Origin of the sequence: Saccharolobus shibatae B12, assembly GCF_019175345.1 — an archaeon.
Taxonomy (GTDB): Archaea; Thermoproteota; Thermoprotei_A; order Sulfolobales; family Sulfolobaceae; genus Saccharolobus; species Saccharolobus shibatae.
In genome coordinates this window covers 652,508-673,026 of record NZ_CP077717.1, presented here as the reverse complement: position 1 = coordinate 673,026, position 20,519 = coordinate 652,508, and the positions used below count along the sequence as shown (strand labels likewise).

21 protein-coding genes are annotated in these 20,519 nt (G+C 36.7%); 9 read left to right on the top strand and 12 right to left on the bottom strand.

The annotated features are described in order from the left end of the window. Positions 1 to 337: 337 nt before the first annotated feature. A complete protein-coding gene (locus J5U23_RS03800) occupies positions 338 to 961 on the top strand; it encodes a hypothetical protein (protein ID WP_218259500.1) in 624 nt (207 codons plus the stop codon). Positions 962 to 963: 2 nt separating this feature from the next. Here the strand turns inward: J5U23_RS03800 and J5U23_RS03795 are convergent, their stop codons facing one another. From J5U23_RS03795 to J5U23_RS03760, 8 genes are read right to left on the bottom strand one after another with little or no spacing between them, the layout of a single operon-like run. Continuing rightward, positions 964 to 1,878, bottom strand: a complete 915-nt coding sequence (locus J5U23_RS03795) for a fumarylacetoacetate hydrolase family protein (protein ID WP_218259499.1) — start codon at positions 1,876 to 1,878, stop codon at positions 964 to 966. Positions 1,879 to 1,908: 30 nt separating this feature from the next. Then, positions 1,909 to 3,504: a thiamine pyrophosphate-binding protein gene (locus J5U23_RS03790; protein WP_218267008.1), complete on the bottom strand. Its 1,596-nt coding sequence runs from the start codon at positions 3,502 to 3,504 to the stop codon at positions 1,909 to 1,911. A 25-nt stretch (positions 3,505 to 3,529) separates the two neighbouring features. Then, a complete protein-coding gene (locus J5U23_RS03785) occupies positions 3,530 to 4,579 on the bottom strand; it encodes a glycosyltransferase family 4 protein (protein ID WP_218267007.1) in 1,050 nt (349 codons plus the stop codon). 17 nt (positions 4,580 to 4,596) lie between these two features. After that, entirely contained in the window at positions 4,597 to 4,866 is a 270-nt protein-coding gene (locus J5U23_RS03780) for a ferredoxin family protein (protein WP_218259496.1), read from the bottom strand. After that, positions 4,863 to 6,086, bottom strand: coding sequence for an FAD-dependent oxidoreductase (locus tag J5U23_RS03775; protein WP_218267006.1), 1,224 nt, complete (start codon positions 6,084 to 6,086; stop codon positions 4,863 to 4,865). The genes J5U23_RS03780 and J5U23_RS03775 overlap by 4 nt, the downstream gene beginning before the upstream one ends. Before the next feature lie 19 nt (positions 6,087 to 6,105). Further along, a complete protein-coding gene (locus J5U23_RS03770) occupies positions 6,106 to 6,462 on the bottom strand; it encodes a hypothetical protein (RefSeq protein ID WP_218259494.1) in 357 nt (118 codons plus the stop codon). Positions 6,463 to 6,489: 27 nt separating this feature from the next. Beyond that, the gene (locus J5U23_RS03765; RefSeq protein WP_218267005.1) at positions 6,490 to 6,909 is read right to left on the bottom strand and encodes a universal stress protein; all 420 of its coding nucleotides are present in this window, start codon (positions 6,907 to 6,909) and stop codon (positions 6,490 to 6,492) included. 30 nt (positions 6,910 to 6,939) lie between these two features. Then, positions 6,940 to 7,821 (bottom strand): aldo/keto reductase, encoded by an 882-nt coding sequence (locus J5U23_RS03760; protein WP_218261221.1) that lies wholly within the window; start codon positions 7,819 to 7,821, stop codon positions 6,940 to 6,942. A 101-nt stretch (positions 7,822 to 7,922) separates the two neighbouring features. Here J5U23_RS03760 and J5U23_RS03755 point away from each other — a divergent pair, with 101 nt between their 5' ends. From J5U23_RS03755 to J5U23_RS03730, 7 genes are all read left to right on the top strand, one after another. Beyond that, positions 7,923 to 8,960, top strand: coding sequence for a thiamine pyrophosphate-dependent dehydrogenase E1 component subunit alpha (locus tag J5U23_RS03755; protein WP_218267004.1), 1,038 nt, complete (start codon positions 7,923 to 7,925; stop codon positions 8,958 to 8,960). Further along, positions 8,957 to 9,961 (top strand): alpha-ketoacid dehydrogenase subunit beta, encoded by a 1,005-nt coding sequence (locus J5U23_RS03750; RefSeq protein ID WP_218267003.1) that lies wholly within the window; start codon positions 8,957 to 8,959, stop codon positions 9,959 to 9,961. Before J5U23_RS03755 ends, J5U23_RS03750 begins: the two co-directional genes overlap by 4 nt. Before the next feature lie 60 nt (positions 9,962 to 10,021). Next, the gene (locus J5U23_RS03745) at positions 10,022 to 10,309 is read left to right on the top strand and encodes an AbrB/MazE/SpoVT family DNA-binding domain-containing protein (RefSeq protein WP_244988819.1); all 288 of its coding nucleotides are present in this window, start codon (positions 10,022 to 10,024) and stop codon (positions 10,307 to 10,309) included. Next, positions 10,285 to 10,419 carry a hypothetical protein gene (locus tag J5U23_RS15965; RefSeq protein WP_261310623.1) on the top strand — a complete coding sequence of 45 codons (135 nt, stop codon included), beginning with the start codon at positions 10,285 to 10,287 and terminating at the stop codon, positions 10,417 to 10,419. Before J5U23_RS03745 ends, J5U23_RS15965 begins: the two co-directional genes overlap by 25 nt. 292 nt (positions 10,420 to 10,711) lie before the next feature. After that, positions 10,712 to 10,846 (top strand): hypothetical protein, encoded by a 135-nt coding sequence (locus tag J5U23_RS03740; RefSeq protein WP_244988818.1) that lies wholly within the window; start codon positions 10,712 to 10,714, stop codon positions 10,844 to 10,846. 44 nt (positions 10,847 to 10,890) lie between these two features. Further along, entirely contained in the window at positions 10,891 to 11,475 is a 585-nt protein-coding gene (locus J5U23_RS03735; RefSeq protein ID WP_218259489.1) for a DedA family protein, read from the top strand. A 94-nt stretch (positions 11,476 to 11,569) separates the two neighbouring features. Further along, a complete protein-coding gene (locus J5U23_RS03730) occupies positions 11,570 to 12,187 on the top strand; it encodes a mechanosensitive ion channel domain-containing protein (protein ID WP_218267002.1) in 618 nt (205 codons plus the stop codon). 553 nt (positions 12,188 to 12,740) lie between these two features. Here the strand turns inward: J5U23_RS03730 and J5U23_RS03725 are convergent. Both J5U23_RS03725 and J5U23_RS03720 read right to left on the bottom strand, forming a co-directional pair. After that, positions 12,741 to 13,640: a hypothetical protein gene (locus J5U23_RS03725; RefSeq protein WP_218267001.1), complete on the bottom strand. Its 900-nt coding sequence runs from the start codon at positions 13,638 to 13,640 to the stop codon at positions 12,741 to 12,743. Positions 13,641 to 13,747: 107 nt separating this feature from the next. Next, positions 13,748 to 14,362, bottom strand: coding sequence for a hypothetical protein (locus J5U23_RS03720; RefSeq protein ID WP_218267000.1), 615 nt, complete (start codon positions 14,360 to 14,362; stop codon positions 13,748 to 13,750). A 120-nt stretch (positions 14,363 to 14,482) separates the two neighbouring features. Here J5U23_RS03720 and J5U23_RS03715 point away from each other — a divergent pair, with 120 nt between their 5' ends. Next, on the top strand, positions 14,483 to 14,713 hold the full coding sequence (locus J5U23_RS03715) for a DNA-binding protein (protein WP_218266999.1): 231 nt from the start codon (positions 14,483 to 14,485) through the stop codon (positions 14,711 to 14,713). 510 nt (positions 14,714 to 15,223) lie between these two features. On the opposite strand, the gene brxL is transcribed toward J5U23_RS03715, so the two are convergent. Both brxL and J5U23_RS03700 read right to left on the bottom strand, forming a co-directional pair. After that, a complete protein-coding gene (gene brxL, locus J5U23_RS03705; protein WP_218266998.1) occupies positions 15,224 to 16,642 on the bottom strand; it encodes a BREX system Lon protease-like protein BrxL in 1,419 nt (472 codons plus the stop codon). A 10-nt stretch (positions 16,643 to 16,652) separates the two neighbouring features. Then, on the bottom strand, positions 16,653 to 20,375 hold the full coding sequence (locus tag J5U23_RS03700) for an Eco57I restriction-modification methylase domain-containing protein (protein WP_218266997.1): 3,723 nt from the start codon (positions 20,373 to 20,375) through the stop codon (positions 16,653 to 16,655). Positions 20,376 to 20,519: the final 144 nt, after the last annotated feature.

Genomic DNA, 20,519 nt, shown 5'->3' with positions numbered 1-20,519 from the left:
TCCCACCATTGATTCGGGTTTGCATCTCTCATTTGGTGGGCAGTCGAGTGGATCAGAGATCCACTCCCATTTGGAAAGTGGGGGACCCATCATTCACAGTGTCTGGATCCCGTGAAATAAGAAAGAGGGATAATAGATGCCCCTCCCGCAGTCCCATTAAACCCTCAATCGAGCTGGGGAGAAGCGTCGTTAATATCATTAATGGATATATCTACAAAGGAGTATTTAAACATTATAAGGGGCTATCCATCCCCGCTGGCAAGGCTTTCTGCCCCTTAACCTTTTTATGTAAAAGGTTAAATAATAATTTTATAAACTTACCCTCGTGATTCAAACTATGGATGTAAGTGTTTTCCTTGCTGCATTAGGAATATCCCTTCTTGAACTAACTGAAGCTGGAGCAATAGCTGCAATATATCATAATATTTACAAAAACAATTTGCCATTCATTTATGCAGTATTAGGCGTTGCAGTTGTCCTAATACCAACCTTCACTGTGGGTAGGTTAATATACTTGGTTCCATTAAATTACGTACTTTTAGCCTCTGCGGTAATTCTATTCTACTTCGGTTATAGATTAATAAGGAGTGCTAGGAGATCATTCAAAGGAATTAGAAAGAAAGGAGAAGAGAAAGAAGAAGGGTTGTCAGTGGTGTTTACAGTTTCTGCAATTGAAGGATTTGAGGCAGCACTAGTTATATTAGCCCTTATACCTCAAAGCTACTCGTCAGCATTAATGGGCGCTATACTAGCTTCATTTTTAGTAGTGGTTCTAACAGCAATACTAAAATCGCAAGTGGCTAGAATTAGATTACCTCATTTGAAGTTTGTTCTTTCAGCGTTACTCTTTAGCCTAGGTACCTTATGGATAAGTGAGGTCGTCTTCGATATACCAGACGTTATATTACCATTGTTCTTTCTAGCATATTTGGGGATAAATTACGCCATAATAAAGATATGATTTTATTCCTCTTTTACTAAATAATTCCTCAAGACACCTATCTTACTTATCTCAGCTTCAATCACATCGCCAGGTTTCAAAAATTTACCCGTAGCTAATCCGACTCCGGGAGGAGTTCCAGTTGATATTACATCTCCAGGCTTAAGTGTTATACCATTTGATAAGTACTCAATTATTTCGTCAATCTTGAATATCATATCCTCAGCGTAAGCATCCTGCTTAACCTCGCCGTTAACCCTTAAAGTTAATCTCAATTCATAGGGGTTCGGTATTTCGTCTTTGGTAACTATCCATGGCCCCATTGGAGCTCCAGTGTCCATACCTTTACCGTGAACCCATCTCATACCGTAGGGCATTTCTGATGGAAATTGTTTATCCCTATAACTAATATCATTAAATACTGTGTAACCAAATACGTAATCAGAGGCTCTTTCTTTTCTTATATACTTCCCTTTTTTCCCAATTATAACTGCAAGCTCAACCTCGTAGTCAACCTTATTTGAAGCCTTTGGATATAATATTGGTTGATTGTGGCCAATTAACGCATTTGAGAACTTGGTAAATATGTAAGGTTCCTTAGGTGGCTCATTGTTAGTCTCCTTACCATGAGCCTTGTAATTAACGGCTAATAGGAAGATCTTCTCTGGATTTGTAATTGGCGGGTAATAGAAGATCTTCTCTGGGTCATAAGACACTTTATCTTCACTACCCCTTAAAGTGTCCAAAACAGTTTTTATCATTAACATCGCTCCATCTCCACCTTCAATTAAACCCTTAGTATCGTAAAACCAATTTGGGGGCTTAGCGTCGTACAATAATTCGTAAGCCTTTACAAGGTCAATGATCTTACCATTTTCATATACACCAACTCTCTTAAAATCATTAGGAGTTGGAGAAAATAGTACTATCTTAACCATAAGTAAAATACCTTATTTTAATATAAATAACTATCTTTTCATTAACAATCTAGAAGGTATACTATTAGGGCTAACGTGGACTCTTAGAACTGTTGGACTCTTAAGAGATAATCCAACAGCTTCTTCTGCACTTTTCTTAAGATCTTCCCTATCCTTTACCTCAATTACGTTAACCCCAATTCCCTCCATAACCTTAGTGTAATCAATTTGAAACACATCAGTTGCGAAGGTATTCCCATATCTCATTTTCTGATTTAATCTTAGAAAATGCTGTACGCCATCCTCTACTAATACTGTTAAGAAGTTAACCTTATATTGGACTGCTGTAATTAACTCGTTTAAACACCCTTGAAACCCTAGATCTCCTATAATACTTACTATTTGCCTCTCTGGAGACGCAATTTTGGCTCCTATGCCAGCTGGAATGGCTGATCCCATCGCGTTAAAGATAAGGGAATTAAAGTACGAATTAGACCTATATACTTTTATATCCATTGCCATAACCTGATTGGTACCTGCGTCAGCAATTATAACTCTGTCCTCACTTAACGTCTCATCTAAAACCTTGGCTAAGTAGTCATGAGTTATTCCGCTGCTACTACTTTCTATATTGGTTTTTTCATCTACTTCATAACTCCATTTGGGCAAATTTACCTTCTCAACTATCTCTTCTAGAAAAGCTTCAGCACTAGCCTTTATGGTAACTTCTGCATTAAAGGAGGTGTTAAATACATTTACGTCTGGATCCACGTGGAGTATCTTTCTCGGCAATTTAATACTCCATCTACTAGTTTCGAGATCGTTAAATGACGTCCCTATTGCTATGAGGCAATCTCCGGGTATTTCACTAAGGTTAAATATTGTTCCAGCATATAAAGGATGATTTTCCGGAATACTCCCTTTCCCTCTAATGGTAGTCAACACTGGAATTCCCAACTTGTCAATGTAACTTATGATGTTCGATCTTGATGCACCATAACCTAAAAGTAGAATTGGTTTCGAGCATTCGCTTAGGAAATTTAATGCTTCCCTTATTTCCTCTTTTGTAGGGTAAACTAATGTTCTATGAATCCTCTTACTAGCTTTATAATCTTCAATATTACTCTTTTCTTCTAGTAGATCAACCGGAACTTCAATGTAAACTGGTCCCATCTTGTCTTCTAGGGCTATTCTAAAAGCTCGCTCCATTATAATTGGAACGTCTTCTGGGGAGTAAATTCTAAAAGAGGCCTTTGTCGCTTGTCTGGCCATTTCTAATTGTAAGTCATAATACCCAGAATCGTGGAGTTGCTTCCTATGCCTATATTTAAATTCCTTATTGAGGGAGATTAGTACAAGGGGTGAGCCTTCAGAATAAGCCTCAACTAAACCAGTCAAGGAATTAGTAAAGCCCGGACCATTAACTGACATGAAGACTCCAACATTTCCCTTTAATCTAGCGTAATAATCTGTCATAATAGCTCCTCCATACTCTAATCTGGGCATGTAATATCTTATCTCCCCGTTACTTACCCTCTTTCTGAGCTCCTCATATAACGATAAACCATGGGTCCCTGGTATTCCAAATACGTCAGTTACTTGTGAGGAAATGGCTTCAATTAGAAGCTCAGATGTTGTTTTGCCCATAAATTATTATTATCATTCCTATAAATTAATCTGATGCTTTACGAATCAAGTAATTGTAATATTTCTCAGAACTCTTGTCCCAGTTGTAGTTTAAAGATTCTTGATAGCTGCTTTTCCATAGTTCCTTAATCCGTTCCTCATTTCCTATTAACTCATTTATTATCTTGCTCATTCTCTCAATATTCTTATATTCCACTATATACCCATTCACACCATTCCTTATGATTTCAGGCAGGGATCCTTTATCATAGGCAACTACTGGGGTTCCGCATGCATTAGCCTCAATCGTAACCATGCTCCAACCCTCAATGAATGAAGTTACTATTACAATCCACGCTGACTGGTATAGTCTTATCTTATCTTCTTCACTAACTCTCCCAAGATATTCACCGTTAACATTCTTTATTTTCTCGATTACCTCTTTTTCCAGATCTCCTCCCCCGGCCATAATCAGCTTGGCCTTAACTCTCTTAGCGATCTCTATGGCATCTAACGGATTCTTATATTTCTTTAGTCTTCCTATCCAAAGAATTGTTGGCTCACTTGACTTCTTGCCGGGCTTGTAAACGCTATGGTCAATTCCGTTATGGATAACCTCTATCTTATCCTCTCTGACCTTCAACCTCTCCACTAAATCCCTTTTGGTAGTGTTGGAAACTGCAATAATATTCTTATAATTACCTACACTCCTCTCGTAAAAGGCTACAGTCCTAGCCATTATTGGGTTTAACTCGTATTTCACTACATCTTGATGAACGTGATGTACCAATGCAATTGCGTTCTTATTTACTAGGTAAGAATAGAATGGTACAGCGTGGGCTACACTATCAATGACAATCTCATGTTTCCTCGCTTCTACTGGCGCATAAAGGTGTAAGGTGAGTGAATTTCCCCTCCTCATTATTCTAATATTTTCAATCTCCTCTTCCTTGGGTAACCCCTTTACCTCTTCGGAAAGCCACGTTACACTAACTCCTTTCTTTACTAATCTTCTAGATACCTCGTAAATTACTTGTTCGGCTCCTCCAGCTTTATTATGCCTTAAGTCCCTATGATTAACTATTAACAAATCCACAATTTGAAATGAAAAACCTATCCATATTTATAGCTTATACCTCCTTCTGGAAAGTGGAACTTTATGGCACCATAGGGACATGCAACCAATGCGGCACCGCATTCTAAGCATCTCTCATAATGCACTATAATTCTCCCATCTGGGGAAGGTTCATAGGTTCCAGCAGGGCAAACTTTAGTGCAAGGCTTATCTTTACAGGTTAGGCAGATGTCAGTATTTACTTCTATATGAGTGGTTCTATCTACATTATACTTGTTTAATGATAATCTCTTTAGGAGATCCATCATATAAACAACCTCATAATATCAGTTAACATCTTCGTAGTATTTACGTTTTCGCTTTTACTTTCCTGAAGCAAAACGTTAATTGGCCTCTCCTTTCCATCCCTTGTTACTGTAAATAACTTGCTTAGAACATTGCAAATAACCTTAGGGTATTTAGTGAAAATCTCCTCCTCACTTAACACACTAAAAGACCTTAAAGCAGTTTTCATATCCCTTAGTACAAATGATTCTTTGAGCATCTCGTAATAGATGTCAGTTCTACTGTAATCATTAAGTTCCTTGATCTTCTTGGCAGCCTTTCCAGCAATAATTCCAGAACCTATTGCCAAATCCATTCCTCTAATGTTGAATCCATCATTTATTAGAAATCCAGCCGCATCACCTACTAAGATTAAATTCTTATCGTGAATCTTACCTATCTTATCATAACCGTAATATGGAATTAAATGGGCGGAATACTCTAAGATATTCCCGTTTAAGCCTAGCGATTCCCTAAATCTTTCCACGATTTCATGTGATGGTATGCTAGAATTATATAACGATTCAACTTTTATTGTAACACCTACGGACAATGTATCTTTATTTGTGTAAACGAAACCTCCTCCTTTCAAATTTCCTATCAATCCCATTATAGTTCTAGCCTCACCCTCATCTTCTGGCATATCTGGTTTAATATCCAATACCTCTTTAACTCCTAACATTAATGTTTTGGGTTCTAGTTTTTTAATCCCTAAGAATCTGGATATTGGAGCGGTTACTCCACCAGCATCTATGACCAGAGGTGCCTTAAGTTCACCTCTATTTGTCTCTATTACCACGTAATCGCTTTCCCTTCTAGCATTAGTTACGAGCGTAGAATAAGAGATCAATACTCCCTCATTTTCACCTTCTTTAGCCAACCATTGATCAAACTTAGCCCTTAACACAGTATAACTATTTTTAGTTTTATGTTGGAATGAAAAAGTGACCTTCTTTCCTTCCTCACAATAAATCTCATACGTTTCTTTAGTTACCGGTCTTTCTAAGGGTGCTCTCTCTAAGGCATCTGGAAATAGTTGTGATAATACGTGGACGTACATTCTTCCTCCAGAAACGTTCTTACTTCCAGAATATTCTCCCCTTTCTAACACAATTGTTGAGAGCCCTTCTCTATTAGCAGTAATTGCCGCAGAAAGTCCAGCTAATCCTCCCCCAACAATTATAACATCAGCGTCGAAGCTCACACTATTATATTTTGAAAGGTCATATATATGTGTTTGGCTTTCCTATATTTGCTTTTTTTATCATGTTCAATAATATCTCATTCCCATTACTAATTATGTAGAGCGTATGGAGTATTAACGCTTTCAATTTGTTCTCCCTACATACTCTCATCTCTTCCATACTTTTCTTAACCATTTCCATAAAAGGGGAATCATCTCTATGTAAAAAGTCATTACTACTTCTAAATTCCTTTATCTCTTTCTCTATTTCAGCTAGCAGATCTATTATCTTATCTTGATCCTCATAATCCTTTGCTATTGATAGTAACTCATTACCGGCTTCTATAACGTTACCTTCATTAAGCTTATCAATAACTGCTACTAGCTTTCCAAACATAAAAAATAATTTGAATTCGCTCCTTATTTACTTAACTACAATTACGGGAATCTTGGATTCTTGGACAATTTTATTCGATACACTCCCTAGGAATATTCGTTGAACCTTTGATAAACCTCTACTCCCAATTACTATTACATCGACTTGGTTATCCTTAGCAAACTCTAGAATAGAATGCGCTGGATCCCCCTCTAAAGTAATACCCTCTGCATCAACACCCTTGCTTTTAGCCTTTTCTATTGCTTTTTTAACATCCTTCTTAGCTTTCTCTTCTAAGCTTTTAGTAGCTTCTAGTGGAGGTAATACTCCTGAATTATAAAACAATGTAAGGTCTATAACTTCTACTACAAATAGCCTAGCGGAAAATTTACTAGCCAATTCTATTGCGAAATCTAATGCTCTCTCAGCGTTTTCCGAACCGTCATAGCCAACAAGGATTCTCTTCATAGATATTAATTCTATTAAATGGTTTTAAAATTAACTAGACCAAGGTCTTATCGATTTCAGAGACGAGACGAATTTATCTAAAAAGTAACTCTTCTCTCTAAAATGCTCATCTATTTCCCTCCAATCTTCTTCCGACAATCTCCAACCCATTGCACCAGCATCTTCTTCAACGTGGGGTATTTTGGAAGCCTTAACTATTGGTATTAAACTATTTCTACCAGTGATATACCAGTTTAAGGCTACCTGAATAGTAGTCTTATTGTACTTCTTACCTATACTTGCTAAGAACTCGTTTCTCGCCAATATTCCATTTTCCAATGGAGTATATGCCATGTACATCAATCCATTTTTCTCTGCATAAGCTAAAGCCTTCCTCTCATCATCCCTATTTAGCAGGCTATAATGATTCTGAATTGCCACAATCTCGTATTTACTAACACACTCTCTAGCTCTCTCAATTTGATCTACATCGAAATTGCTTAGGCCAAAATACCTTATTACACCATCATCAACTAACTTCTCAAATGCACTTATGGTCTTGCAAATGGGTACTCTTGAAGGCGAGTGAAGTAAATAGAGGTCGATGTATGTGCCTAGCCTTTTAGAACTATTTTTAGCTGACTTTATCACATTATCATAATCAGCATGGCTAGGCCAAACCTTGGAGACTATAAACAGCTCATCTCTATTAAACCCCTTAATTGCCTCACCTACTAATTCCTCAGCGTGGCCATTTCCATACATTTCGGCAGTATCAATGAGCCTTATTCCTAGCTCAATCGCCTTACGAATCGCGCTCACCCACTCGTTATCTCTATCATGAGAAGCGTACCAATAACCTCCTCCAATTCTCCAGGTTCCAAAAGCCAGTGACGATACGGTAAAGTATTTAAATTTCTTAACGTTCTCCATAAATATACCTTAAATTTGTACCTTTTAAAAATTGCTTCTTAATGTACATCATATCTAATATAGGAAGAAAAGGATATAAGTACGTAATTTAATTTATTAATATGATAATAAAACCAGAACCCTCATTAAAGGACTTATCATATCTAATAGAAAGTTCTGGGCTGAAACCGAGTGATCTACTCACTATGTATAGGAGAATGTTAACTATAAGGTATTTCGAGGAAACAATAAGGAAAATATATCATGAGGGGAAGAATCCCTTCAGTATGGCTTCTGGTATAATTAGAGGAGAAATGCACTTATCCATAGGTCAAGAGGCAGTAGCTGTAGGCACGTTATATCAAGTTAGGGATGAAGACGTGGTTGTAAGTACTCATAGACCTCATCATCATGCTATTGCGAAGGGCGTGGATTTAAATAGGCTAGCAGCTGAGATCTTAGGTAAGGTAACTGGACTTTGTAGAGGAAAAGGAGGACACATGCACCTATTCGATAAGGTTAAGAGCTTCGCTTGTAGTGGTATTGTAGGGGCATCTTTTCCTCAAGCTGCTGGTGCAGCTTTCGCATTTAAATATTCTGGCAAGGATAACGTAGCTATAGCGTTTGCAGGTGAAGGAGCAGCAAATCACGGCACTTTCGCTGAAACGTTAAATATAGCAAGTGCATGGGAACTACCATTAATATTAGTTATAGAAGACAATAAATACGCTGATTCCACACCTAAATCTTTGGTAATGTCAACTACCTTTCACTATCAAAGAGGATTGGCATATAACGTTCCGTCATATCTAGTTGATGGAATGGACGTAATAGACGTCTATTCCACTGCAACGAAGGCGATTGAAAGGGCTAGAAAGGGTTTCGGGCCTACATTAATAGAAGCTCTGACATATAGATATGTGGGGCATTTTGAGGGAGATGGCGAGGAATATAGAACTAAAGAGGAAGTCGAGATGTGGAGTTCACTAGATCCCATAAGGAGATTGGAGAACCGAATATTACGTTTAAACTATGCAGATAACGAAATCCTAGCTAAATTAAGAGAAGAGGCTAGAAAGCAAGTTCAAGATGCAATAGATTTCGCCCTCAGAAGTCCCTATCCAGACCCTAATGAGGCATTAAGGGGTGTCTTCGCATGAAGATAAGGGGAATTGCACAATCGATTGCAGAAGCGATAAAGCAGGAAATGGAAAGAAATGACAGAATTGTGGTGGTAGGAGAGGACGTAACGTATTGGGGGGCAGTGTTTGGATTTACAATGGGTTTATTTGAGAAGTTCGGTAGAAAAAGGGTTTTCGACACGCCAATAACAGAGCAAACTTTTATGGGAATGGCAGTAGGCGCAGCAACTGCTGGCTTACATCCAGTAGTTTCCTTGATGTTCGTTGATTTCTTAGGAGCTGGATTCGATCAAATGTACAACCATATGGCCAAAAATTATTATATGAGTGGTGGGCAATTTCCAATGCCAGTAACTATAATAACAGCAATAGGAGGAGGGTATGGCGATTCATCTCAGCATTCTCAAGTGTTATACGGTTTGTTTGCCCACTTACCTGGATTTAAGGTTGTAGTACCATCAACACCATACGATGCTAAAGGTTTAGTAACTAAGGCGTTAAGAGATCCAAATCCCGTCGTAGTGTTTGGGCATAAATTATTAACTGGATTACCATTCTTACCCTTTGAGGGTACAGAGGAGGAAGTCCCAGATGAGCCTTATGAGGTTGAGTTTGGTAAGGCTGTTTTAAGAAGAGAAGGTAATGACTTAACAATAATTTCCGCAGGATTAATGGTTCATAGGAGTTTGAGGGCTGCTGAAATGCTTCAACGGGATGGAATTTCGACTGAGATAATTGATTTAAGGACATTAATACCTTTAGATGAGGAGACTATAGTTAAGTCTGCAAAGAAAACTGGAAGGGTTTTGATAGTGGATGAGGATTATATGAGTTATGGAATGACGGGAGAAGTAGCGTTTAGAATACAAGCTAAAGCATTAAAGGACCTTAAGGTACCAATTGCTAGGTTAGCAGTTCCAGATGTTCCAATACCCTTCTCTGAACCATTAGAGAACACTGTAATACCTAATGTTGAGAGAATATATAATGAGGCGAGGAAGTTATATCAAGAAAGTTAACGTTAACCATTCTTTTTCGTTTTAAAAACTTTTATAGTATTAAGTTCAATATAAATAGTAGTGGAAAAGCAAGTGGTATCAAATGAGTATATATTAAGAGTAGATGAAAAGGGAAGGATTGTGATTCCAAAAGAAGTAAGGGACAAGCTAAAGATTTCCAATTCAGTTAGACTAATTGTAAATGAAAGTGGTGAAATTATTATAAAGAAAATGGAGAGAAATATAGAGAAATATGCTGGATATTTCAGAGTTGATTGGAGTAAACTTGCAGGAATGGATATCGATGAAATTTTGAATGAGGCGTTGAAAGAGAGGAGTGAAAAGTGGTTAAGAGATATTTTGACGTGAACGCTTTCGTATATTTTCTAACTGATCATCCTAATTATTTTCAAAGGGAAAAAGAATGGTTTCAAAATACAGATGAAATTTACACGGAGAAATTACCTAATATCAATTAATTGTAATATTGAAAAAACTAACAGTTAAAAGCGAGAGGAAATATTGAGCATCAGGATTTCCGAAAAAGGCTTACACTTCATCATTCATTAATAAGTTACTTATAAATTAAGATAAAAAGGAATAAATTCATTAAGCTAATAAAACTCATGTACCCATTAAGGTCAATATTGTATAATTAACTTTCATATAGATCTATCAAATATACTATCTATAGACTTACTAGAAGTACTAGTATTATCTTCTTTCTTCCGAGACGCCGAAATAAATTTAGTTCACTTAGAGACTAGTGATTTGGAAAAGGTAAGAGAAATTGTGGAGAAGTTCAAATTGGACTTTGAAGACGCAATACATTACTTTTTATCGCAAAAGATTGGTGAGTTAATTAGCAATGATAGGGATATGCAAAGAATTGGCGCTAGATTCTAGCTATGATGAAAAATAATTTAAGTTAGATTTCACGTTAACAATAGATGATTTACGTATTTAAAGGCTTATCGGGTTACATTATCCTTTTTCTCCTCATGATTGGTGAGGGATTAGGACTGCCTTTGCCTAGCGAAGTTATAATGCCGTTGGTAGGTTATTATTCATACCTGGGTAGTATATCCTTATATATAGGTATAATAGTAGGTACTTTGGGTAGTCTGGTTGGCTCTATAATAGCATACGTAATAGGTTATAAACTAGGCTTACCCTTCCTAAAGAGATATGGGAAGTACATTTTAATAGATGAGGGTAAAATAGAGGCGTTACACAATTGGTTTTTGAGATATGGTGATATTGCGGTATTTGGATTTAGGTTTGTACCGGGATTGAGGGCTCTCATATCGTATCCTGCGGGGATAGGGCAAATGAAAATTCCTAAATATCTAGGGTTTACTTTTTTGGGGCACACTATTTGGGACATCGTGCTTTCCCTAGTAGGTTACGAGTTAGCTAACCAGATTAATTTTGTTGTGACTCTAGCTGAGAAATTTGGGAACTATATACTAATCTTTGTAGTTACAATAATTGTAATTTATATTCTGGTAAGAGTATTACACAATAGACAGTAAACTTAAATTATTTTAATTTATTGATAAATCAAGTTAATCTGTCGTATAAAAGTTTTTATATATGTTCCTATAAGTTAATTGTCAAGCGATAAATATGGCGAAATCTGCTACCACAAAGGTTGGAAGTGCAATAGGAAGAACAGTAGTTTATATAATTCTTTATGTCATTGTAAGTGCGGTAGTTAAGTTCGTGATTGAGGTGTTATTACCATCATTTCACTTGAACGCCGTGAGTTATGAATCGTACATACAGATATTATTGGCACTGGCATTTGGTTACCTAATTGTCTCCGGAATTTCTCTAATATTCTATTATTCCCTATTGCCAAAGTACGGTCATCCAACAGCGGCTGCGGTAAGGAATGTTATGAGAATTATTGGAATTGGAGCACTAGTAGCTGCGATAGCAGGTGCAGTAGCTGGTGGAGCAGCTGGTGTTGCATTGGGCGGTTTCATAGGTATAGTAATAGGTTTTGCATCACAACAAGTATTGGGTCAAGCAGTCGCTGGAATGTTCCTATTAATAGCTAGGCCGTTTAAGATAAACGATAATGTTAATCTAGTGGGCGAAGATGGAATAGTTGAGGATGTTAGTACGTTATTTACGACTGTAATAAAATCGGATGGGACTAAGGTATTCATACCCAATAACGCCATAATAGGGAATAAGATTTATTTGAAACCAGTTCAACAACAGCAAAAGAGTTCTTAGTTTAAAACTGGGAAAAATAATTTTTCTCAATTTTAGTACTCCTTTTACATTATAATTCCCTCTATTATTGAAACTATTATTTTAGCTTTCATGAAACCATAGAACAGATTATCAGTTATATTGCAGTTTAAAATAAGCAGCGGCCGGGATTTGAACCCGGGACCTCTGCCTACCAGGGTTTATATAATCGCATTTTATCGTATATTGCAATGTGTAAATGATGCATGTAAGTATATTTACCAATGACGACATATATATCATTATACAAATATAGTATATTACAAAGGTTAGTTAATTGCGTGCTCCACTTTCGGCGTTGAACTACAAAAAAGTCAGATCAGCAATAAGCCTACTGCTTATATAGTCCGGAAGGTCTGACAACTTAAATACCCCAACGAAATGCCATAACGGAACCCTTACCTCATTCTCCTTCCTCTTCAATAATGAAGGAGAATAAGAATTGAAACGCTTACCAAACAGCCAATAACGTAAACCTTTGCGTCTCCCCCTTCTCCGCCGCCACCAATTGAATCCATGACCTTAGTTACATATTTCAAAACGTATTCATTTGGTGAGGCAACATCTCTATACGCCGCCCCGCTTGAATATTCTCTAATGGCGTCTTTCGGTGGTTTGCCCACCACTTTCCCTTCTTAATTCTGTGGATTTCATTAATTGGGCCTTGTAGATTCTGTTTTTTCTCGTAGTTCACGTAAACCTCTAAGAGGTTCATCTTTAGAATAGAGCCTAACCTGATAAGAATCCTTTGTAACCACATGTCCAATAACGCCGTGAATACATATTTACTAATGAGCGTCTTATTCTCCTTATTAGGTAAGGGGATATTGCACTTACGTGAATAGTAAGTAAGAGCGTCTTCTCCTCTCCTTCCGTATTTCCTTGACCAGTTAATCAAATACGGAATTCCGAATACAAGAATGTGAATATGTAAAATATAATCACCGTGGTATTCATAAGCCGTAAAGGTCTTTATTTCCTTACCCTTCCAATTCTTCCTTATCCAAGCTAACATGTTCTTCTTCAATTGCGTTATGATGGAATCTTGCAGAGGGATAAAGCCGATAATCCTTCCTTTGTCCTTCAGTGGGACAACTAAGGGGAAAATGTGAGGTACAGTCAGAGTAATCATTACTGCGTCCTTATACTTCCTAAAAGCGTTCTTTAACCCCTTACGGTCTTTCACCAGTTTCATGAGAACCCTCTTTTTATCATTAAAACGAGTCCTCACTTTCATTACCATAAACTCCTCATTATCGTTTTCAAACGCTAAAACTGACCTGTCCCACTCCTTTATGTTCTCTTCGTACAGAAAGGCTATATCCTCATATTCTGCAGTGCCAAGATGAATTGCAGTTTTGTACTGACACCGCAATAACGCCCTCTGTCTGTACTTATTGGCTCTCGTTATCGCCCTAAGCCCTACTTTCCTCAACTCTTGAATTTTTTGTTTTATATTTGCGATTTTTCCTAAAGTTTCCGCAAAATGACTATTTGAACTCTAGCCAAATAAGCTGTATATAACAAGCTGTCGAAAAGTTCTTAAAGACTTAGCTCTAACATTGACAATATTTGATCTATTAAATATTGTTTCTCTTTATAGACATCTAATATTTGTTTTGCCTCGTTTGGTGAGTTCTTACATATGTCTTCTTCAGCAGCTTCTTGTGAAGTACATTTTTCAATTATTTTAAGTAATTGTTCATAGTTATTTTTAAACTGAACTGTTTTAGTAATCATCTTTCCTAATTCCAATAAATCGCTATAAGTCCTTTCGTTTGCTGGCTTTCTTAAATATTCTGCTATGTTTTCATAAACTTCGGCTAATTGCTTTTCTTGTATTTGCCTCAAGAATTTTGCAGTTGTAATTAGAAGATAGGGAATCTGGGATTTCCCTAAAGGATCGTGTCCCAAATTCTCCTTAATCTTCTTAAGGTTTAGAGCTTGTTTTAGTAAAATAGTTAATGAGTTTAGTGTTTTCTGAAGTTGTCTTAAAGCCCTTACATGTCCCTTCTTTACTGCGGATATTAAAAGAGCTGGATAAATTATTAATGTACCGTATGCTGCAAGAAAAGCTTTGCTTAAAGTTTCGAAAGACCTCGCAATATTAAAAATCTTCTGCGCTAGCTCTTGCGATAATGGAAAAAGGATTAACAAATATGTTAATCCTGAGGGGAGAGGTTAAGCAATAGAGTTTTTGCAGCGGCAGTAAGGATATTAATTTATCCGTTAATCCTGCTTAAGTTTTATCAAGGAGAATTTTCACAATGAATAACTGTGCAAAAACTCCAAAATACTGAGAAAATATTGATAATATTATCCCACGGGTGTGCTACTTTAGAGCGATTAGAGGAAAAGACGGGGATCCCGAAGGAAGAGCTCCTAGTTTATCTGACCAGACTATATAAGAGGGGGCTAATTTATCGAAAATGGCAAAAATACGGTGGTAAAAAGTTTAGAGAAACTGTCTTAAAGGAAAAGACGAGATGTTTTAAACGGTGGGAATAATGAAGGAAAGAATTGTAAATATTGATAGCAGTTATTCTAATTTCCCTCGGTTATACAGGATTTTCAGCACTACCGATGAAGCTTTTTTAATTCTGTATCTGGTTGATTGAAAAGTGTGAAGTCCGAGAAGAAGCCGGACATTGCCAGAGTGATTTCATTAAATCCTTCAATTCCTTAGCTGGAATACTGGAGATGAAGGGATTGAGCAGAAAGGTGGAGGAGTTTCTTCGGTTCGTTGAGAAACGTTTAGGAGGTGCACTAGGTTTAATGAAAACTTTTAAGTTACGTTAAAGTAGAACAACTGCTATATTGATATTAATTCGGCGTATGTAGAACTGAAAAGGATATTATTAGCTTCAGGATATACGATAAAATCGGAAGATTACCCCAAGACAATTTCCGCTGAAAGAGACACAATGAAAATAATGTTTTATTTATATCCTCAAGATTCAAGAACCAGAATAGTCGCTACTCCCTTTCCTTGCACTCCTTTCATCTCTGTTAGCCCTTCTATGACTTTAATTTAACACTAAGTTTTTCATTTTGGAATTCACCTGGCTCAAGTCTATGAAGCCAATCCCTAACACGTTGTCTATATTCAAGTGATAAATTAATTATGTTGATTAACTCATTTTTATTGAACGACTTGTCTGGAAATAATAACTTGAATAAGCCGCTGAAAGTCTTCTTAAATGCTTTCTCATCTCTTATCTTGAAATTTTCTGAAAATTCAACGTGTTGGTTTACGAGGGTCGCTGATGTCTCTTTTCTCATAGAATGTATAGCTTCGGCTAAGTAGTCCGACGCTATGCCATAATTCTTAGATAAATGGTACTTAGTCTGTGATATCTTCGGAAGCTCCCAGCCGGGTAATAAGCCGTGAATTCTATCTATTAATGCTGAATCCCTCATAGGCTCTGGAAGTACGTATGTTAGATCCTCAACTGGCACGTAACCGTTCTCACTTAATTCTACTGCTATATTACCCATGAAGACTAGTGACGAGTCTGACGTGACTCTTTTGTCACCTCGCTCATACTGCCCACTTTCCATGTAATCCTTAAGCTTTCCTATCATCTCGTCGGGATTAGGGAATCTAACCTTACTAATTTCATCGAACGCAACAGTGTCTTTAACCGCTAACTCTCCATGTACCCTTGTCCTTAAATTGTAGAAGAGAGTCGCAGGTGATATCGTTCCGCCAGATATTATCCTCACGTAATTGCTCACGTTCCTATAAAGGTACGTTTTACCTGTTTGCCTAGGTCCAAATTCAATAAGATTCACGTTACCCTCAACTAGCGGTATAAGGCGTGAAAGAAGGATCAATCTTTGTCTTGAGCTGTATACATTAGGGTCTAGCCCAATACTGTTTATTAAGACCTCAATCCACTCATCTAATGTAAAGCACTGCCTAGCTTCTTCTAATATTTTAGGATCATTATCAGGCGCTTGGAACGGCTTAAAATCAATTACCGTGAGTGATAGTGATTTTACTCCTTCAGAAACCTCTTTGCTAACCTCAGTTTTCTTAAGAGTTATTAGTCCCCACATACCAGTAATTAGGGTAGCCCTATTCTTTTCAACGATATCTAATGGTACATCTGCCCATAAATCCATAGATTGAATAACTCCTATATGGGAATTAGTATGAATATCTACGTAAACTCTTAACTCATCAATTAACTTTATCATTCCCTCAGTTACAATCTTATGTTTAACTAATTCCTTTTCCTCTGGCTCGTAATAATAATCTCTGATAAATTCCCTGAGTCGGTTCTCCCAATTATTACTTATTCCCATAAACTCCGATATTAAATACTCAGCCACATATCTAGGAAGTTTGGCTAACTCTAACTCGTAAGTTAGCCTCTTATCTACCGCATAATCACCAAAGCACCTCTTAATCTTATTATTAAGCTCACTCATCGTTAATCACCTATACGTCAATAAGTGTTCTACGCCTCTTGGGTCCTTCAGGCTCTAAGACTTCTACCGTAACCTTGATTGTATTCGTTTCATTATTCCATGTCCATTTGATAATACCTTCATATTTACCCGGCTTTAGCGGTGGAGTCTCTATATTGTATTTACCTTCTTTTAGGCTAAAGGAATCTTTACCCCACGGCATTTCATATTCGAATTTAATCTCTTTGCCGGACGGATTAACTACGTCTATCTCAATTGAGGACTTTACGTTAGGTTTAAGAGATGTATTAAGCACATTAACCGAGGGTTTCTGAGGCATACTTACTTCCTCAGACTCCTCTGGCACTTCCTCACCAGAAAGCATGGCAAATAACTTTCTAAAGTCATCAAGTACATCCTCAGGCATACCGTAAAGTTGAGCCACGGTTTTATCAAGTTCCTTTTCTATTTCCATTAACTCTTTTTCGGGGTTTCTAATATTACTACAGTAATCTGGCTTAGTTTCTGCGTAGATACATTTTGCGATCTCATGAGCTCTCTTAGAAAGATCTGATATCTTAACGTGTAAATTATCATTAGGGTTATACTTAGGTACATTAATAACTTTAGTAATGTGGGTAGAAATTTCAGTCTCTATTACATATGATGATATTATCGTTCTTACTATAACCGAGTTCAAAACACCTGCTACATAATACGCCTCGTCTGGATTTTCAAATGGTATCAACATTAGTTTCTCATGCGGAATAGCTACTTTATTGTCAATTAAACTAAGAACTGCACAACTAAAAGATGATGCCTTACCAGTAATTTCGCCTGCTACATATTTCCAGACTACTTTATAGGGGGCAAAAGTATATGAACCTATATTATCTACCATATAGAATTTACTGTCTAGCTCTTTTTCAATTATTTTCTCATAAGATTCATTAGCTCTTTTTAATCTTTTCCTCAATGAGAGAAAAGGTTTTATACTTCTTTTCTTAAGCTCATCTCTATAAAGATTTAGATATTCATAAGTTTTAGGATATTTAATTTTAAGCTCACTTTCAGAAATTAATTTCTCCGTTTTCATATCATGAGGTATAATTATATATCTGTCTTTATACTCAACGTACCATTTCCTAATATCTTTGCCTCTTATAAGTGGATAAATTAAATCTGGTTCTACTGCTGCATCTACTTGCTTGACTTTCTTTTTCTGACCACTCTCAGGCGGATTAGTTATTACTAATTTGCCGTCTGGTGTCTTACCCTTAATTTCTACAAAATAAACTTGGTTTAATCCTACATAAACGCCTGCATGAGCTTTATAGTGAGAAGATCCTTGAGTAATTTTTCTTATATAAGGAAGTAGTTTCTCCGTAATTTGCATCCATGGACTAGATACATCACTTTCTTTAGTAGGCGACATTAACGCTTCAAATCTTTCTGTTTCCTTTAATACGTCCTCCAGGTGCGAATCAGTTGGTATCGGTCTTTTTGATTTGTTGATCCATATAACGTGTTTTATCTTCTTATTAGTTGCTGTAATTTCCTTTATCTCTGGGCAACTAGCTGAGCTTATTTCCTTAAGTTCACAGGGTTTTTCTATAACAATCGATGCAGTTCTGTTAATAGCACCTTCGAATGGACGTAATGTTACCTTATCGTGAATAACTAATATCTTTGTCTTCGTAGCTAAAAAACGTCTGAAACCAGTACCAGCTTGAGTCTTAAATACAGTGAAGGGTATCAAGAAATCTAGTTTCCCTCCACGTTTCAGATAAAGATCAAAAGTTCTTGCTAAGAAGAGCATAGCTAAATCTCTTTTAAACCCACCTGAACCACCACCAACTAATCCATATATATTCTCCCATAACGGTCTAGTTAGCTCTCTATAATCATCTGGTAAGTTTTCCCATGCAACCCATGGTGGATTCCCAATGACAAAATCGAACTTGCCCTTTAATATTGGTGCAAAAGCATTTCTAATTATCGAAACCCAAATATCGTTTTTACCTTCTCTCTCTAACTTTAGAAGCTTAGTGTAAAGATCCTCTAAGATATTTAGTTCGCTATTAGATAGTTCTTTGAATACAAATTGAATTCTTCTCCTGAATTCATCATCGTTGTATTTATTTCTTAATGCGTTGGCAATTTCATTGAGTACATTTGAGAGGAAACCTTTATCAACTATACTTGATGGTAACTGGAACTCCCCAGCTACTGTCTTAAGAACATAAACGCTACCTATTAAGGTGGTTTTCCTTTCTACCATTAATGAGTCAGTTAAATAGATGGGGATCTCTATACTATTTCTATGTGGTAAATCAGCAATCATTAATAGATAGTTGGTTCTCGCGGTTAATACAGCCAATGGGTTTAAATCATAACCTACAACATTCTTTAATAGGTAATCTACTAATACGTCTTCTAAAAAGTGTTCTCTTGCATAATCTCTAAGCCTAGATATGTATCTAACTAGGAAAGTGCCAGAACCGCAAGCGGGATCTAAAATCCTTATCTCTAATGGTTTCAACGAGTTTTCAGAACCTATTTTCTCCAAATTTTCCCTACTTAATCCGACTTCGTCTAATAAGAAGTCAGCAAGCCAGTCTGGGGTATAATATTCTCCAAGTTTATGTCTAATATCTTCGGGGACTAAGTGTTGATATAGCCTTTTAAGTAGGTCTCTAGCAGACTCTGGCTCTAATTGTGGCGTTGCGGGCTCAAACTCGCTAAGCCTTCTGGCTATTTCAGCAATAGTATCAGCTAATGTTTTGTCAATTTCATCTAAGTACCACGAATAATAATCTCCTTCTAGGAAGTTCTCAATGCCAAATTGCCTAAATATTCCACCGTTTTCTAAATCCATAAGGACTCTCTTAAGTCCATCTAATCCCTCTTTTGAATATGCGTCATCAAGTTCTGCGATATAAGATTTATAGAATCTTCCACCTCCATAAAGATATACTACCTCTGCCGATAACAGCTTTAGAATTAATGCGTAATAAGTTTGTATGGCGAATATCAGTTCGTCATACTTAACGTTCCCGTTTATATTATAACTCTTTGCTAATTCTTCTAAATTTTTAAGGTAGTCAGGTGAGTATCCGGTGGCTTGCTTGAATAATCTTAGCCAATCCTCAAATAATATCTTTGTCCTAGGGCTTTTAGGCGATATTAACTTCTTATAAAATTCTTTAATGCTTTCACTAGCTAACGGAGATTCTGGACCGAATTCATTTAGAAGCGAATCTACCTTGAGGGCTTTTCTTCTAAGCCCTCTGAATGCCTCTATTAGTTTTATTATGACTTCGCGCTTAATATCATAAGGACCCCTTAAAATCCATAATTTTCTTGTCTTATCATACCTTACGAATGCTATCTTATCGCTTATTATGATACCTAAATATCTATCCCACTCTACTTCCGATTGTGCCTCTTGCTGAATATATTTTATTACTTGCTCTTTAGCCTTAACTATGTCTTTATCTGAGGATAGTTTTCCAGGTGCTTTATATTCAACGATAACATGTCCATAAAGGGCATCAATTCTAGCTCCAGATACTAAAGTATATTCGTATTTGCCTAGCTGTGTAATACCCAGTCGCTTAAGTATTTTTTCCTCGATGCATTGAGTAGAGACACGAATTCTAAGGTCTTCTTCATTTCCAGCACTCCTAATATTATCCCTAAAACATGTAACTATGTCATCAATGTCTAACTGAGGAATAGAAGGTCCGCTCATTATAACACCTAGCTAAATAAGATTTTTACTGAAAACGTAATAAAACGTTTTGGTATAGCTGATTAAAATTACTAAAATAGCTCTTTACTGTGAAAAGATGTGATGATGATAATATAAAACTTTCGGTAATCATAATCTTTTTAT